We start from the raw sequence: 15,622 nt of genomic DNA, 5'->3' as shown, positions 1-15,622 counted from the left end.
TTGCAAGGACAATGGGGCTATGTTGCAATCTCATTTATAATTGGGATTGCAATTGCCTTCTCCTCTTCAGTTGTATGGCTAATTTGTTGTCTCGTTCTAAATGTTTTCTTTTGTTTGTATCGTACTTCGCGTAAAACCTTCTTTTATTGTATGATAGCGTGTTTAAGTGGCGCTATATACACCACGTATGTTCAAGGGCAAAACAAGCCTCTGGGAGAGTCCTACGAAGCTACAAGAGGGATGATACATAATACACCTCTTATTAATGGAGATCGCCTCTCGTTTCAAATTGAAGATCAGAATAAAAATATAGTGCAGTTAAGTTACAAAATGAAATCAGCCTTGGAAAAGAAACAGATGCGACAATTACATGCAGGAGTATCATGTGTATTCGAAGGTGAGAGGAAAGAACCACAAATAGCTCGGAATTTTCATGGGTTTAATTATCGTGATTATTTATATAAGCAAAATATTCATTTCATATTGGACGCTACATATATTTCTGAATGCCATAAAACATCGTTATCACTCGTGCAATGGATTCTTCTTTTGAGGCAACAAGCAATCTCAGAAGTTACAGAAATGTTTCCAGAACAATCAGGCGCTTTTATGAATGCATTAGTATTTGGTGATAGACAACAAATGACATTTGAAGTTGAAGAGCAATATCAACAATTCGGTCTCGTGCATTTGTTGGCGATTTCAGGATCGCATATCGTATTGTTAATGGTAATCGTGTATTTTATTTTGCTAAGAAGCGGTGTGACAAGGGAGGTAACAACAGTATGTCTTATCTTCTGCATTCCGCTATATATGATTTTAGCAGGAGCGTCACCATCTGTTATAAGAGCTTCTATAACAGGAGTTTTCATGTTAATTGCTTTTATGTGTTCTATTCGTTTATCTAGCTTAGATGCTTTAAGTATAACAGCTATATGTATGCTTATATTTGATCCATATCTCGTGTTTAATATTGGTTTTCAGTTTTCTTTCGTCGGTAGTTTTGCTTTACTTTTATCTGCCTCGCTTTTACTAGAGAGTGGTAATGGAGTAATTCGAAATTCTATTTATATTTCTTTCATTTCACAGCTCGTTAGTACTCCGATTTTGTTATATCACTTCGGTTATTTTTCTCCATATAGTATTTTCTTAAATATCCTATACGTTCCGTTTTTATCTCTCGTTGTATTGCCGTGCAGTATTGTTATTTTGATATGTATACCGATCATTCCGTTTCTTGCAAAAAGGCTTGGGAATGTATTATCAATAGGTTTGAATCTTTCTAATGATTTTTTAAGTTATTGCGAAAACTTACCATTTACCCGTCTTAATTTCGGACAAACACCTATACTTCTTGTAGCCCTATATTGCGTGAGTATTATTAGTATATTGATGGTTTGGGAAAGGCGAATGACGAAGGGGATTCTGTTTATATCTGCGGGTGTATTTCTTTTTATTAGTACATGCCATTATGTATATCCGTATTTTCGAGAAAGTGGGAGTGTTACCTTTCTCGATGTTGGACAGGGAGATGCAATATTAATTCGCCTCCCGTATGATCAAGAGATTTACCTTATTGATACTGGTGGAACAATTCGTCCAAACAAGGAAGAATGGCAACGTAAAAAGCATGAATTTTCTATCGGAAATGATATTTTGATTCCTTATTTACAAAAGGAAGGTATTAAAAAGATCGATAAATTAATTATAACGCATGGAGATGCGGATCATATAGGTGCTGCGCAACAGTTATTATCAAATATAACCGTAAAAGAAGTTGTATTTGGCCGAAAGGAACAAGATGCGGAATTAGAAAAAATAGTAAAGAAACAGGCTTTAGAAAAGGAAGTGAAAATAAGAGAAGTGAGAGAAGGAGAAAGTTGGAGCATAAATGGAGCGGAATTTTTCGTATTAGCGCCAACAGGGAAGGAGAGCAGTGAAAATAACGCTTCAATTGTAATGTTGGCAAAATTAGGAGGACTAAGGTGGTTGTTTACAGGTGATTTAGAAGAAGAAGGTGAGAAATTTTTAGTAGCTACGTATCCAGAGTTGCGAGCGGATGTTTTAAAGGTTGCTCATCATGGGAGTAATACGTCATCTACAACAACTTTTCTGAGCGTCGTACAGCCTAATATAGCGGTTATTTCTGCCGGTGAGCGTAATAGGTATGGGCACCCTCATAAGGACGTTATAGAGCGTTTTGAGAAGAGGGGGATTGAAATATGGCGTACGGATAAGCAAGGGGCTATTTCCTATGTTTTTAAAGGGGAAAACGGAACCTTTCGCAGCAAAATCACATATGATGAAACACATAATAGATAAAAAAGACTGCCAGTAAGCAGCAGTCTTTAAGAACCGATAAATTTAATAACAGTTGCAATGATGAAAAGTGTTGCGAAAAAACCAAATGAGACGATAAATCCTACCCCTGAATCAATAGCGTCATTGCGTTTACTTTGAACGTTTTGTTCAAAATCATTCATTTAGAATCCCTCCCCAACATTCCACTTTAGTATAAAATATTGTCAGAAAAAAATCTACAATTTCCATGTGAGGAGAAATAGAGCGTTTTTACTACTTTTAGATCATGAAGTAATGTAAATTTTTGTTTCCAAGCATGTTAACAGTTGGCACTTATACTCGAATTTTTATTGCGAATAATAAAGGGAAGGTGATTACCGCACACCAATAAGAAACCCGGGGCTTATTGCGTGGCGTTTAATATAAATAAAGGGACGGGTTATATTGCCTGTTCCTTTGTACTTGTAAAACAAAAGCTAGGGCATTAGTATAAATATATATTGCCAAGTTAGGGAGTAGGAAAAGTATGAGTGATATACATAAAAAGATTAAAAAGAAGCAGTTTGCTCCGTTATATTTACTGTATGGAACGGAAGCGTTTTTTATAAATGAAACGATAAAGCTTATTACAACAGAAGCGCTTGAAGAGGAAGATCGCGAGTTTAATGTTGTTACATATGATTTAGAAGAAGCATATTTAGAAGATGTGGTTGAGGATGCACGTACACTTCCTTTTTTCGGAGAACGTAAAGTGTTATTAATAAAATCACCACTCTTTTTAACTTCACAAAAAGAAAAGTTAGAACAAAATATAAAAATTTTAGAAGAATATATCGGGGAACCTTCTCCCTTTTCTATTCTTGTTTTTGTTGCGCCTTACGAAAAGCTGGATGAACGAAAAAAAATTACAAAACTATTAAAGAAAACAGCGGATGTAGTAGAAGCGAATGCAATGCAAGTGCAGGATGTTCAGAAGTGGATTGTTGCTCGGGCAGATGAAGTGCATGTGCATATTGATCATGCGGCTGTTAGTTTGTTGTTAGAGCTTGTGGGAAGTAATGTAACGATGTTGGCGAAGGAAATGGACAAGTTAACGTTATATGTCGGTATGGGCGGAGACATTACACCGAAACTCGTTGCAGAGCTTGTGCCAAAATCAGTTGAACAAAATGTGTTTGCTTTGACAGAAAAAGTGGTAAAAAAAGATATCGCGGGTGCAATGCAAATTTTGGATGGATTATTTACGCAACAGGAGGAACCTATTAAATTACTTGCGTTATTAGTAAGTCAATTTCGTTTACTGCATCAAGTGAAAGAGTTACAGCAGCGTGGTTACGGCCAAAATCAAATCGCGTCTCATATTGGTGTGCATCCATATCGTGTAAAATTAGCGATGAATCAAACGAAGTTTTTCTCTTTTGAAGAATTAAAAAAAGTGATAATGGAATTAGCGGAAGCTGATTATAGTATGAAAACGGGAAAAATGGATAAAAAACTTGTGCTCGAGTTTTTCTTAATGCGGTTAAATCATATGTGATGAAACAAAAAAAGTTCACGTGCTAAGAGCGTGAACTTTTTTGTATATAAAAAAACGATCCGAATGGATCGTTTTTTAAACGCCTTACGCGTTTACTTGTTTCGCTAAGCGAGATTTTTGACGAGCTGCAGCGTTTTGGTGGATAAGACCTTTACGAGCTGCTTTGTCAAGTTTTTTAGAAGCAGTTTTGAAAGCTTCTTTAGCATTTTCAAGATCGTTATTAGTAACTAAAGCTTCTACAGTTTTAACAGCAGAACGCATGTCAGACTTGATAGAAGCGTTATGTGCACGACGCTCTTCGCTAAGTTTAGCGCGTTTGATAGCAGATTTGATGTTTGCCATACTTTTCACCTCCCTGGTGCAATCGAATGACTCGATTCTTAACATAGAACAAGTGATATTCTATCAAACGGTGAAGAGAATTGCAATAGTATATCTATGAAATTTCACGTAAAGGAAAGAATGACCTTATATAACTTTGGGAAATCTAACGATATTTACTATGAATGACGGAGGAGATACGATGAAAGAACCATTAGATTTAAGTAAATATAGTGTTAGAACGGATCTTGCTGTAGAGGCGCATCAAATGCTGCAAGAGCGTCAAGAAGAGCAAAAAGGGATACAAGGCGTTATTGTAAAAGAGAGGGAAGAAGAAGGTATTACCATTACAAAAGTTACAATTGATGAAGCTGCCTCTGACTCGATGGGTAAAAAACCTGGAAATTATTTAACGCTTGAAGTACAAGGTATACGTCAACAAGATACGGAGCTGCAACAAAAAGTAGAGCGTATTTTTGCAAAAGAATTTTCTTATTTCTTAGAAGAGGTTGGCGTTACGAAAGAAGCGAGTTGTTTAATTGTTGGTCTTGGAAATTGGAATGTAACGCCGGATGCGCTTGGACCGATAGTTGTAGAAAATGTATTGGTAACGAGACATTTGTTTCAATTGCAGCCTGAAAGTGTAGAAGAAGGGTTTAGGCCTGTTAGTGCAATTCGGCCGGGGGTAATGGGGATTACAGGAATTGAAACGAGCGATGTTATTTATGGAATCATTGAGAAGACAAAGCCAGACTTTGTCATTGCAATTGATGCATTAGCTGCTCGTTCTATTGAAAGGGTAAATAGTACGATACAAATTTCTGATACAGGAATTCATCCAGGGTCGGGTGTTGGGAATAAACGTAAGGAACTCAGTAAAGAAACATTAGGTATTCCTGTTATCGCAATTGGTGTTCCGACTGTGGTGGATGCCGTTTCGATTACAAGCGATACAATTGATTTTATTTTGAAACATTTTGGACGGGAGATGAAAGAAGGAAATAAACCTTCCCGATCTTTGTTGCCGGCTGGTTTTACATTTGGAGAAAAGAAAAAATTAACAGAAGAGGATATGCCGGATGAAAAGAGCCGGAATATGTTTTTAGGTGCTGTAGGTACACTGGAAGATGAAGAGAAGAGAAAATTAATTTATGAAGTGTTATCTCCTCTTGGTCATAATTTAATGGTGACTCCGAAAGAAGTGGATGCCTTCATAGAGGATATGGCAAATGTAATAGCAAGTGGTTTAAATGCAGCGCTGCATCATCAAATTGACCAAGATAATACAGGAGCATATACACATTGATGGGAAGTGACGATAATCATGTAAGCCGCTTTTCGCTTTTATGTATATGTAGTGTGGCTATATGCTTACTTATGGTAATAGCAGGGGTGGCACTTGCAAATCATGGGTTGAAAAGTATGAAAGGTTATCAGCAAATGTCGTATGAACAAATCGCTCATATGACAGGAACAAAAGGTGAGGCCACTGAATCAGAAACTTTGGAAGGTTCGTTTTCCGCTACTGAAAAACAAAAACAATTAGAAAGCTTAAAAAGTTTTAATATTGTAGAAGGAATGGGTATGGCGATAGCAAGCGTTGCCTATGAAATAACAAAGTTTGGAACAGATATAGTTGTTGGGAAAGTAAAAGGGATTTTTAGTTAAGAGTCAAACGGAGGACGGTTGTTTTACAGGTTTGTAAGACAGCCGTTCTTTAATTTGAAAAAGGTTTGTCTCTTATGGTTTGTTCGCATAAGATATAAATAGAATGATTTGTATTGTAAGCAGCACGAGTTTTCATTGAATCTTTGCTGCTCTATTGATATAATCAGTGCTAGTGTATATTGGCGAGACTATTAGGAGTTGAGAACATAGATGAACAAAGAAGAAAGAGCAAAAAGACAGTCCAAAATTCGTAATTTCTCTATCATTGCTCATATTGACCACGGAAAGTCAACGTTAGCAGACCGTATTTTAGAGAAAACAAACGCGTTAACACAACGTGAAATGAAAGCTCAGTTGCTTGACTCTATGGATTTAGAGCGTGAGCGTGGTATTACAATTAAATTAAACGCAGTACAATTAAACTATAAAGCAAAAGACGGCGAAGAATATATTCTTCACTTAATTGATACACCAGGACACGTCGACTTTACGTACGAAGTATCTCGTAGTTTAGCGGCTTGTGAAGGTGCAATTCTTGTAGTAGATGCAGCGCAAGGTATTGAAGCGCAAACGTTAGCAAACGTATACTTAGCGCTTGATAACAATTTAGAAATTTTACCGGTTATTAATAAAATCGATTTACCAAGTGCAGACCCAGAGCGTGTACGCCAAGAGGTGGAAGATGTAATTGGGTTAGATGCATCAGAAGCTGTACTTGCTTCGGCAAAAGCTGGGATTGGTATCGAAGAGATTTTAGAACAAATCGTTGAAAAAGTGCCAGCACCAACAGGTGATTCAGAAGAACCGTTACAATGTATGATCTTTGACTCTTTATATGATCCATACCGCGGTGTAATTGCGTATATCCGTGTTGTAAATGGAACGGTAAAAGTTGGCGATAAAGTACGTATGATGGCAACTGGAAAAGAATTTGAAGTAACAGAAGTAGGTGTGTTTACACCGAAAACTACGCAACGTGATGAGTTAACAGTAGGTGATGTAGGTTTCTTAGCGGCATCGATTAAAAATGTTGGTGACACACGCGTTGGTGATACGATTACACATGCGAAACGTCCAGCAGCTGAGCCATTACCTGGTTACCGTAAATTAAATCCAATGGTATTCTGTGGTCTGTACCCGATTGACTCTGCACGTTACAACGACTTACGTGATGCGCTAGAGAAATTAGAATTAAACGATTCTGCTCTTGAGTTTGAGCCAGAAACATCTCAAGCGCTAGGATTTGGTTTCCGTTGTGGATTCTTAGGACTTCTTCATATGGAAATCATTCAAGAGCGTATTGAACGTGAATTTAAAATTGATTTAATTACAACAGCGCCAAGTGTTATTTATAAAGTATTCTTAACGAATGGTGAAGACATGATTGTCGATAACCCGTCTAATATGCCGGATCCACAGACAATTGATCGTGTTGAAGAGCCATTTGTTAAAGCAGCAATTATGGTTCCGAATGACTATGTTGGAGCTGTAATGGAAATTTGCCAAGGTAAACGCGGAACGTTTATTGATATGCAATATTTAGATGAAACGCGTGTTACATTGACATATGAAATCCCATTATCAGAAATCGTATATGACTTCTTCGATCAGTTGAAATCAAATACGAAAGGATATGCATCATTTGATTATGAGTTAATTGGTTACAAGCCATCTAAACTTGTGAAAATGGATATTCTTTTAAATTCTGAGCAAGTCGATGCTCTATCATTTATCGTACACCGTGATTCAGCGTATGACCGTGGTAAAGTAATCGTAGAAAAATTAAAAGAATTAATTCCAAGACAGCAGTTCGAAGTGCCAATTCAAGCGACGATCGGAAACAAAGTTGTAGCGCGTTCTACAATTAAAGCGATGCGTAAAAACGTACTTGCGAAATGTTACGGTGGTGACATTTCTCGTAAGCGTAAACTTCTTGATAAGCAAAAAGAAGGTAAAAAACGTATGAAGTCTGTTGGTTCTGTAGAAGTACCGCAAGAAGCATTCATGGCTGTACTGAAAATGGATGACAACTAATAGTTGGAATGAAAAAAAGAAGTCGTTTATGCGGCTTCTTTTTTACGTATAATTACTTTTTAGACATCTGAGTAGCTCTCATTTACAATAGTGAGAGAGCTTTTTAGTTCATATAAAGTTAGGAGTTTGTTAATGTCCGAAAATATTCGAAAAGATATTCAAGAAAAAATACAAAATGGCAATTTTAATTGTGAAAAGGAATTGACGCTTTCTATTATTAGTGGAAAGTGGAAGGTTGTAATATTGTGGCATCTTGGTGTGGAAGGGCCTCATCGTTTTAGTGAATTACAGCGATTATTTCCGAGCATTTCTCATAAAGTTTTATCAAACCAATTAAAAGAGTTAATGGAAGATGGGATTGTTGATCGAACAGTATACCCGGAAATTCCACCGCGAGTGGAATATTATATGACGGAATTAGGCATGTCGCTTTTACCAATCGTTGAAATGATGTATGATTGGGGAAAAATGCGAATGGAACAAATTCGTAATACGTTAGAGAAGTAAAAGAAGCCTCCCGAGCGCGGAGGTTTTCTTTTTAGAAAGGTAGGAGTTATTTTTGGTGCAAGCTGCATATATTCATATTCCGTTTTGTCAGCATATTTGTCACTATTGTGATTTTAATAAAGTGTTTATTGAACGCCAGCCGGTCGATCAATATTTAGAGTATTTAGAGAAAGAAATAATAAATACAGTTCAAAAGGTACCGTTTGATAGTATGAAAACGATTTTTGTTGGCGGGGGAACTCCAACAGCATTAAATATGGAACAGACAAAGAAATTATTAAATATTATAAATCGTCGTTTACGTCCGTTTGCCCCGAATTGTGAATTAACATTTGAAGCGAATCCAGGTGATTTGCCGAAAGAGAAATTAAATGTATTGCTAGAAGGTGGAGTGAACCGAATTAGTTTTGGGGTGCAAACATTTCGAGATGAATTGCTTGAGAAAATTGGACGTAAGCATACGAGAGAAGATGCGTTTGTAGCAATTAGAGAAGCGCAGGAAGTAGGCTTTAAAAATATAAATGTAGATATTATTTATGCTCTGCCAGGACAGACGATAGAAGATGTAAAAGAAACATTAGACATTGCTTTTACGCTTGGTGTACAACATTTCTCGGCATATTCATTAATTGTGGAACCGAAAACAGTATTTTATAACTTAATGAATAAAGGGAAATTAAGACTTCCAGGTGAAGACCATGAAGCGAAAATGTACGAAATGGTAATGGATGAAATGGAGAAACATGGCTATACCCAGTATGAAATTAGTAATTTTTCAAAAGGTAATAATGAAAGTAGACATAATCTCACATACTGGAATAATGAAGAGTATTATGGATTTGGAGCTGGAGCGCATAGTTATGTAAATGGAGAACGTATCCAAAATGTAGGGCCGCTCAAGCAATATTTCAATAAAATCGATGAAACCGGATTTCCGTATTTAGATGTTCACGTGGTGACGGAGAAAGAAAAAATGGAAGAAGAGTTGTTCTTAGGACTCCGAAAAACAAAAGGTGTATCTAAAATAGCGTTTCAAAAGAAATTTAATATGGAAATGGATCAAGTTTTCGCGAAGCAGTTACAAAACAACCAAGAACAAGGATTGCTTGAAGAGAGCGATGGATATGTTCGTTTAACGCGAAAAGGAAAATTATTAGGGAATGAAGTATTCCAATCATTTTTGATTGACTAATTAAATGTTCCATTAACGTGAAAAAGTTTCATTATTTCGTGACGTTTCCGTTGACAATTGAATGTCAATTTTGGTAAGTTATTAATAGATTTAGCACTCGAAGACAAAGAGTGCTAACAGAGGTGATGATGAGATGCTTACGGAACGTCAGCTCTTAATTTTACAAACAATTATTGATGACTTTATTGGATCAGCGCAACCTGTTGGGTCAAGGACGTTGGCTAAAAAAGATGAAATTACATTTAGTTCAGCTACTATACGAAATGAAATGGCTGATTTAGAGGAACTAGGATTTATTGAGAAAACGCATAGTTCTTCTGGACGCGTTCCTTCTGAAAAAGGATACCGATTTTATGTAGACCATCTTTTAGCGCCGCAAAATTTACCGAACGATGAAATTGTACAAATTAAAGATTTATTTGCTGAAAGAATTTTTGAAGCGGAAAAGATTGCACAACAATCAGCTCAAATTTTATCAGAGCTTACAAATTATACGGCCATTGTTCTTGGACCGAAGTTAAGCACAAATAAACTTAAAAACGTACAAATTGTTCCGCTTGATCGTCAAACCGCAGTCGCTATTATTGTAACGGATACAGGGCATGTACAAAGCAAAACGATTACCGTTCCGGAATCTGTTGATTTATCAGATTTAGAAAAAATGGTTAATATTTTAAATGAAAAGCTATCGGGCGTACCAATGTCGGAACTCCATAATAAAATCTTTAAGGAGATTGTTACGGTATTGCGTGGGTATGTTCATAATTACGATAGTGCAATAAAAATATTGGATGGTACATTTCAAGTTCCGTTATCGGAAAAGATATACTTTGGAGGGAAGGCAAATATGCTTTCGCAACCAGAGTTTCATGACATTCAAAAAGTTAGATCTTTACTTACCATGATTGATAACGAAGCTGAGTTTTATGATATTTTGCGTCATAAACAAGTTGGTATTCAAGTGAAAATTGGTAGGGAAAACTCTGCGACAGCCATGGAAGATTGTAGTTTGATTTCTGCAACATATTCGATTGGAGAAGAACAACTTGGAACAATTGCAATTTTAGGTCCAACGAGAATGCAATACTCTCGTGTAATTAGTTTGTTGCAGTTATTTACAAGGCAAATTACAGATGGACTAAAAAAATAAAGAATAAAGAAGAATACATTCGCTCAAGTGATAAGCAATACATCACTGTGTGTAATATATAACTATACTTAGGTAATCATGCTATGCATGATACCTAATACCTTTTAAGGAGGTGAAAATTGTGGAAGAGCGTAACGAACAAGTTGTAGAAGAAGTGAAAGAAGAAGTAAAAGAAGCACAAGTTGAAGAAGCCGTAACATCTGAAGACAGCGAAGAAACTGTTGAAGAAAAAAGTGAGGCTGCTCTTTTACAAGAAAAAGTAGATGAATTGCAAGCGAAACTGACGGAAACGGAAGGCCGTATGCTACGTCTACAAGCTGATTTTGAAAATTATAAGCGTCGTGTTCAAATGGATAAACAGGCTGCTGAAAAATATAGAGCACAAAGTCTTGTTTCAGATATTTTGCCAGCTCTTGATAATTTTGAAAGAGCGATGCAAGTAGAAGCAACTGATGAGCAAATGAAGTCCTTATTACAAGGGATGGAAATGGTATATCGTCAATTGTTAGAAGCGATGACAAAAGAGGGTGTAGAAGCGATTGAAGCTGTTGGTAAACAGTTTGATCCTCATGAACACCAAGCTGTTATGCAAGTAGAAGACAGCGAATTTGAATCAAATGCGGTTGTGGAAGAATTCCAAAAAGGTTATAAATTAAAAGACCGTGTAATTCGCCCATCGATGGTAAAAGTAAATCAATAATTTACATAAAAGTAGGAGGATTAGCCATGAGTAAAATTATCGGTATTGACTTAGGTACAACAAACTCTTGTGTAGCTGTTATGGAAGGTGGAGAACCAAAGGTTATCCCAAATCCAGAAGGAAACCGTACAACACCTTCTGTTGTAGCTTTCAAAAATGAAGAACGTCAAGTTGGGGAAGTAGCAAAGCGTCAAGCAATTACAAACCCAAATACAATCATGTCTGTTAAACGTCATATGGGTACAGACTACAAAGTAGAAATCGAAGGTAAAGAATATACACCTCAAGAAATTTCTGCAATCATTTTACAAAACTTAAAAGCTTCTGCTGAAGCATATTTAGGTGAAACAGTAACGAAAGCTGTTATTACAGTACCTGCATACTTCAACGATGCAGAGCGTCAAGCAACGAAAGATGCTGGTCGTATCGCTGGTTTAGAAGTTGAGCGTATCATTAACGAACCAACAGCAGCAGCGCTTGCTTATGGTTTAGAAAAACAAGATGAAGAGCAAAAAATCTTAGTATATGACTTAGGTGGCGGTACATTTGACGTATCTATCCTTGAGTTAGCAGATGGGACATTTGAAGTTATTTCAACTGCTGGTGACAACCGTCTTGGTGGAGATGACTTTGACCAAGTTATCATCGATCACTTAGTAGCTGAGTTCAAAAAAGAAAATAACATTGATTTAAGCCAAGATAAAATGGCACTTCAACGTTTGAAAGATGCAGCTGAAAAAGCGAAAAAAGATCTTTCAGGTGTAACACAAACACAAATTTCATTGCCATTCATTAGTGCTGGAGCTGCTGGTCCATTACACTTAGAATTAACATTAACAAGAGCGAAATTCGAAGAGCTTTCAGCAAACCTTGTTGAAAGAACATTAGAACCAACTCGTCGTGCTTTAAAAGATGCTGGTCTATCTGCAAGTGAATTAGATCGCGTTATCCTTGTTGGTGGTTCTACTCGTATTCCAGCTGTACAAGAAGCTATTAAACGTGAAACTGGTAAAGAACCATATAAAGGTGTAAACCCGGATGAAGTTGTAGCATTAGGTGCTGCAGTTCAAGGTGGCGTACTTACTGGTGATGTAGAAGGCGTACTATTATTAGATGTAACTCCACTTTCTTTAGGTATTGAAACTATGGGTGGTGTGTTCACGAAATTAATCGAGCGTAACACTACAATTCCAACAAGTAAGTCACAAGTATTCTCAACAGCTGCTGATAACCAACCAGCAGTAGACATTCACGTATTACAAGGTGAGCGTCCAATGTCAGCTGACAACAAAACGTTAGGACGTTTCCAATTAACGGATATCCCACCAGCACCACGTGGTATTCCACAAATCGAAGTAACATTCGATATTGATGCGAACGGTATCGTTAACGTACGTGCAAAAGATTTAGGAACAAGCAAAGAACAAGCTATTACAATCCAATCTTCTTCAGGTCTTTCTGATGAAGAAGTAGATCGTATGGTAAAAGAAGCAGAAGCAAATGCTGACGCTGACCAAAAACGTAAGGAAGAAGTTGAACTTCGTAACGAAGCTGACCAACTTGTATTCCAAACAGATAAAGTTGTAAAAGATTTAGAAGGTAAAGTAGATGCAGCTGAAGTTGCAAAAGCAACAGAAGCAAAAGAAGCATTACAAGCTGCGATTGAGAAGAACGAGCTTGAGGAAATCCGTGCGAAAAAAGACGCTTTACAAGAAATTGTACAACAACTAACTGTTAAACTATATGAGCAAGCTCAAGCAGCTGCAGGGCAAGCAGAAGGTGCACAAGGAGCACAAGATGCTGGCGCGAAGAAAGACAATGTAGTAGACGCTGAGTTTGAAGAAGTAAAAGAAGACAAGTAATTCAACTTTAAACATAATAAGTAAGATGACAAAAAGTCAAAGTCAAGCGTGCCTTGGCTTTGGCTTTTTTCACGAATGAGAAGGAATGTGTGAGGGTCTTAAGTTTTTCACTTTGCATACTGTAAGTGAGGAAACTTTGTTGCAAAGCACTTTCTTTCGGTGTTAAAATTACGTTTATGTGAAAGATTCGGGGGTTGTAAATTTATGAGTAAACGAGATTATTATGAGGTCCTTGGACTTAGCAAGGGTGCTTCAAAAGATGAAATAAAAAAAGCGTATCGTCGTTTGGCTAAAAAATACCATCCAGACGTAAGTAAAGAAGAAAATGCAATTGAAAAGTTTAAAGAAGTACAAGAAGCATACGAAGTATTAAGCGACGATCAAAAGCGTGCACAATATGATCAATTTGGTCATGCTGGTGCTAATCAAGGCTTCGGTGGCTTTGGCGGCGGAGGAGACTTCGGCGGTGGCTTCGGTTTTGAAGATATCTTTAGTTCATTCTTTGGCGGCGGTGGCGGCAGACGTCGTGATCCAAACGCTCCGCGTCAAGGTGCTGACTTACAATATCAAGTTACTTTAGATTTTGAAGAAGCTATTTTTGGTAAAGAGTTAAATGTTGAGATTCCAGTAGAAGATCCATGTGATACTTGTAAAGGTAGCGGGGCAAAACCAGGAACTTCAAAAGAAACATGTAAACATTGCTCAGGATCAGGGCAAGTAAGTGTAGAACAAAATACACCATTTGGTCGTATCGTAAACCGTCAAGCTTGCGGTCATTGTTCAGGAACTGGGCAAATCATTAAAGAAAAATGTACAACATGTCACGGTTCAGGTAAAGTTCGTAAACGTAAAAAAATCAATGTTAAAATTCCAGCAGGTATCGATAATGGTCAACAAATCCGCGTATCTGGAAAAGGGGAAGCGGGCGTAAATGGCGGACCAGCAGGAGATTTATATGTTGTTGTTCATGTAAGAAATCATGAATTCTTTGAGCGCGAAGGAGATCACATTATTTGCGAAATGCCATTAACATTTGCGCAAATGGCACTTGGTGATGAAGTAGAAGTTCCTACTGTTCATGGTAAAGTGAAGCTGAAAATTCCAGCAGGAACACAAACAGGAACAGAATTCCGCCTAAAAGGAAAGGGTGCTCCGAACGTACGTGGATACGGTCAAGGAGATCAATATGTAGTTGTGCGTGTTGTTGTACCGACGAAATTAACTTCACAGCAAAAAGATTTATTGCGTGAATTTGCAGGACAAGAAGAGCAGGATGATAGTTTATTCGGAAAGCTTAAACGTGCTTTCAAAGGGGAATAATGGAAATAAAAATTGGAGTTGGTAAATTGTGAAATGGTCAGAAATTAGTATTCATACAACAGAAGAAGCAGTAGAAGCTGTCTCTCATATTTTACATGAAGCTGGTGCTAGTGGAGTTGCGATTGAGGATCCAGCAGAGTTGACGAAAGAGCGCGAGCAACAATATGGTGAAATTTATGCATTGAACCCAGATGAGTATCCGGCAGAAGGTGTGTTAATAAAAGCATATTTCCCGCAAACGGATTCTTTACATGAAACAATTGCAAGTGTAAAATCATCTATTGATGTGCTTCCATCTTACGACATCGAAATTGGTACTGGAAATATTACCGTTAACGAAGTCAATGAAGAAGATTGGGCTACTGCTTGGAAAAAATATTACCATCCAGTACAAATTTCTGATACATTCACAATTGTGCCGACGTGGGAAGAATATACACCATCTTCTCCGGAAGAAAAAATTATTGAATTAGATCCAGGTATGGCATTTGGAACGGGAACTCATCCGACAACAACGATGTGTATCCGTGCTTTAGAAAAAACAGTACAGCAAGGTGATACGATCATTGATGTAGGAACAGGCTCTGGTGTACTGAGTATTGCAGCAGCCAAATTAGGTGCGTCTTCTGTTCAAGCATATGATTTAGATCCGGTTGCAGTTGAAAGTGCAGAAATGAATGTACGTTTAAATAAAACAGATGATATCGTATCTGTTGGACAAAATAGTCTTTTAGAAGGTATTGAAGGTCCTGTTGATTTAATCGTAGCTAACTTATTAGCAGAAATTATTCTTTTATTCCCTGAAGATGCAGCGAGAGTTGTGAAGTCAGGCGGATTATTTATTACATCGGGCATTATTGCTGCGAAGGAAAAAGTAATTTCTGAAGCGCTAGAAAAAGCTGGATTTACAATTGAAGAAGTGTTACGAATGGAAGATTGGGTAGCAATTATTGCACGAAATGCGTAATATAGATTTTAGTCTATAATGAAAAGGGGAGTCTCTCACTATAGGGTGAGGGACTTGCCGTTT

The 15,622-nt window shown here is 37.2% G+C and carries 14 protein-coding genes; 12 read left to right on the top strand and 2 right to left on the bottom strand.

What is annotated here, in order from left to right; all coding sequences use genetic code 11:
• Window positions 1–2,322 carry a DNA internalization-related competence protein ComEC/Rec2 gene (locus ACTFSI_RS04000; RefSeq protein WP_044793780.1) on the top strand — a complete coding sequence of 774 codons (2,322 nt, stop codon included), beginning with the start codon at window positions 1–3 and terminating at the stop codon, window positions 2,320–2,322.
• A 26-nt stretch (window positions 2,323–2,348) separates the two neighbouring features.
• Here ACTFSI_RS04000 and ACTFSI_RS03995 read toward each other — a convergent pair whose 3' ends face one another.
• Window positions 2,349–2,483, bottom strand: a complete 135-nt coding sequence (locus ACTFSI_RS03995) for a YqzM family protein (RefSeq protein WP_000997609.1) — start codon at window positions 2,481–2,483, stop codon at window positions 2,349–2,351.
• A gap of 344 nt (window positions 2,484–2,827) precedes the next feature.
• Between ACTFSI_RS03995 and holA the strand changes: the two genes are divergently transcribed.
• Window positions 2,828–3,838 carry a DNA polymerase III subunit delta gene (holA, locus tag ACTFSI_RS03990; protein ID WP_001279918.1) on the top strand — a complete coding sequence of 337 codons (1,011 nt, stop codon included), beginning with the start codon at window positions 2,828–2,830 and terminating at the stop codon, window positions 3,836–3,838.
• Window positions 3,839–3,922: 84 nt separating this feature from the next.
• Here holA and rpsT read toward each other — a convergent pair whose 3' ends face one another.
• Window positions 3,923–4,180: a 30S ribosomal protein S20 gene (gene rpsT, locus ACTFSI_RS03985; RefSeq protein ID WP_001274011.1), complete on the bottom strand. Its 258-nt coding sequence runs from the start codon at window positions 4,178–4,180 to the stop codon at window positions 3,923–3,925.
• 181 nt (window positions 4,181–4,361) lie between these two features.
• Between rpsT and gpr the strand changes: the two genes are divergently transcribed.
• The 10 genes from gpr to prmA all read left to right on the top strand — a co-directional run bounded on the left by gpr (window position 4,362) and on the right by prmA (window position 15,559).
• Entirely contained in the window at window positions 4,362–5,465 is a 1,104-nt protein-coding gene (gene gpr, locus ACTFSI_RS03980; RefSeq protein WP_000662632.1) for a GPR endopeptidase, read from the top strand.
• Window positions 5,465–5,827 (top strand): YqxA family protein, encoded by a 363-nt coding sequence (locus ACTFSI_RS03975; RefSeq protein ID WP_000534316.1) that lies wholly within the window; start codon window positions 5,465–5,467, stop codon window positions 5,825–5,827. Before gpr ends, ACTFSI_RS03975 begins: the two co-directional genes overlap by 1 nt.
• Before the next feature lie 210 nt (window positions 5,828–6,037).
• Window positions 6,038–7,861 (top strand): elongation factor 4, encoded by a 1,824-nt coding sequence (gene lepA / locus ACTFSI_RS03970; RefSeq protein WP_001030957.1) that lies wholly within the window; start codon window positions 6,038–6,040, stop codon window positions 7,859–7,861.
• A 132-nt stretch (window positions 7,862–7,993) separates the two neighbouring features.
• Window positions 7,994–8,368, top strand: coding sequence for a winged helix-turn-helix transcriptional regulator (locus ACTFSI_RS03965; RefSeq protein WP_001293546.1), 375 nt, complete (start codon window positions 7,994–7,996; stop codon window positions 8,366–8,368).
• A 52-nt stretch (window positions 8,369–8,420) separates the two neighbouring features.
• Window positions 8,421–9,560 (top strand): radical SAM family heme chaperone HemW, encoded by a 1,140-nt coding sequence (hemW, locus tag ACTFSI_RS03960; protein WP_025991619.1) that lies wholly within the window; start codon window positions 8,421–8,423, stop codon window positions 9,558–9,560.
• Between the two features lie 133 nt (window positions 9,561–9,693).
• On the top strand, window positions 9,694–10,710 hold the full coding sequence (gene hrcA / locus ACTFSI_RS03955) for a heat-inducible transcriptional repressor HrcA (RefSeq protein ID WP_000954950.1): 1,017 nt from the start codon (window positions 9,694–9,696) through the stop codon (window positions 10,708–10,710).
• 121 nt (window positions 10,711–10,831) lie between these two features.
• Complete coding sequence (gene grpE / locus ACTFSI_RS03950; RefSeq protein ID WP_000392720.1) at window positions 10,832–11,410, top strand: nucleotide exchange factor GrpE; 579 nt, start codon at window positions 10,832–10,834, stop codon at window positions 11,408–11,410.
• Window positions 11,411–11,436: 26 nt separating this feature from the next.
• Window positions 11,437–13,272 carry a chaperone protein DnaK gene (gene dnaK / locus ACTFSI_RS03945; protein WP_000034690.1) on the top strand — a complete coding sequence of 612 codons (1,836 nt, stop codon included), beginning with the start codon at window positions 11,437–11,439 and terminating at the stop codon, window positions 13,270–13,272.
• A gap of 204 nt (window positions 13,273–13,476) precedes the next feature.
• The gene (dnaJ, locus tag ACTFSI_RS03940; protein WP_000043935.1) at window positions 13,477–14,592 is read left to right on the top strand and encodes a chaperone protein DnaJ; all 1,116 of its coding nucleotides are present in this window, start codon (window positions 13,477–13,479) and stop codon (window positions 14,590–14,592) included.
• A gap of 28 nt (window positions 14,593–14,620) precedes the next feature.
• Complete coding sequence (prmA, locus tag ACTFSI_RS03935; RefSeq protein ID WP_265152925.1) at window positions 14,621–15,559, top strand: 50S ribosomal protein L11 methyltransferase; 939 nt, start codon at window positions 14,621–14,623, stop codon at window positions 15,557–15,559.
• Window positions 15,560–15,622 lie beyond the last annotated feature (63 nt).

The organism is Bacillus cereus group sp. MYBK101-2 (assembly GCF_051918845.1).
Lineage (GTDB): Bacteria > Bacillota > Bacilli > Bacillales > Bacillaceae_G > Bacillus_A > Bacillus_A paranthracis.
The sequence above is the reverse complement of the archived record's forward strand: the minus strand, read 5'-3'. Positions and strand labels throughout refer to the sequence as shown.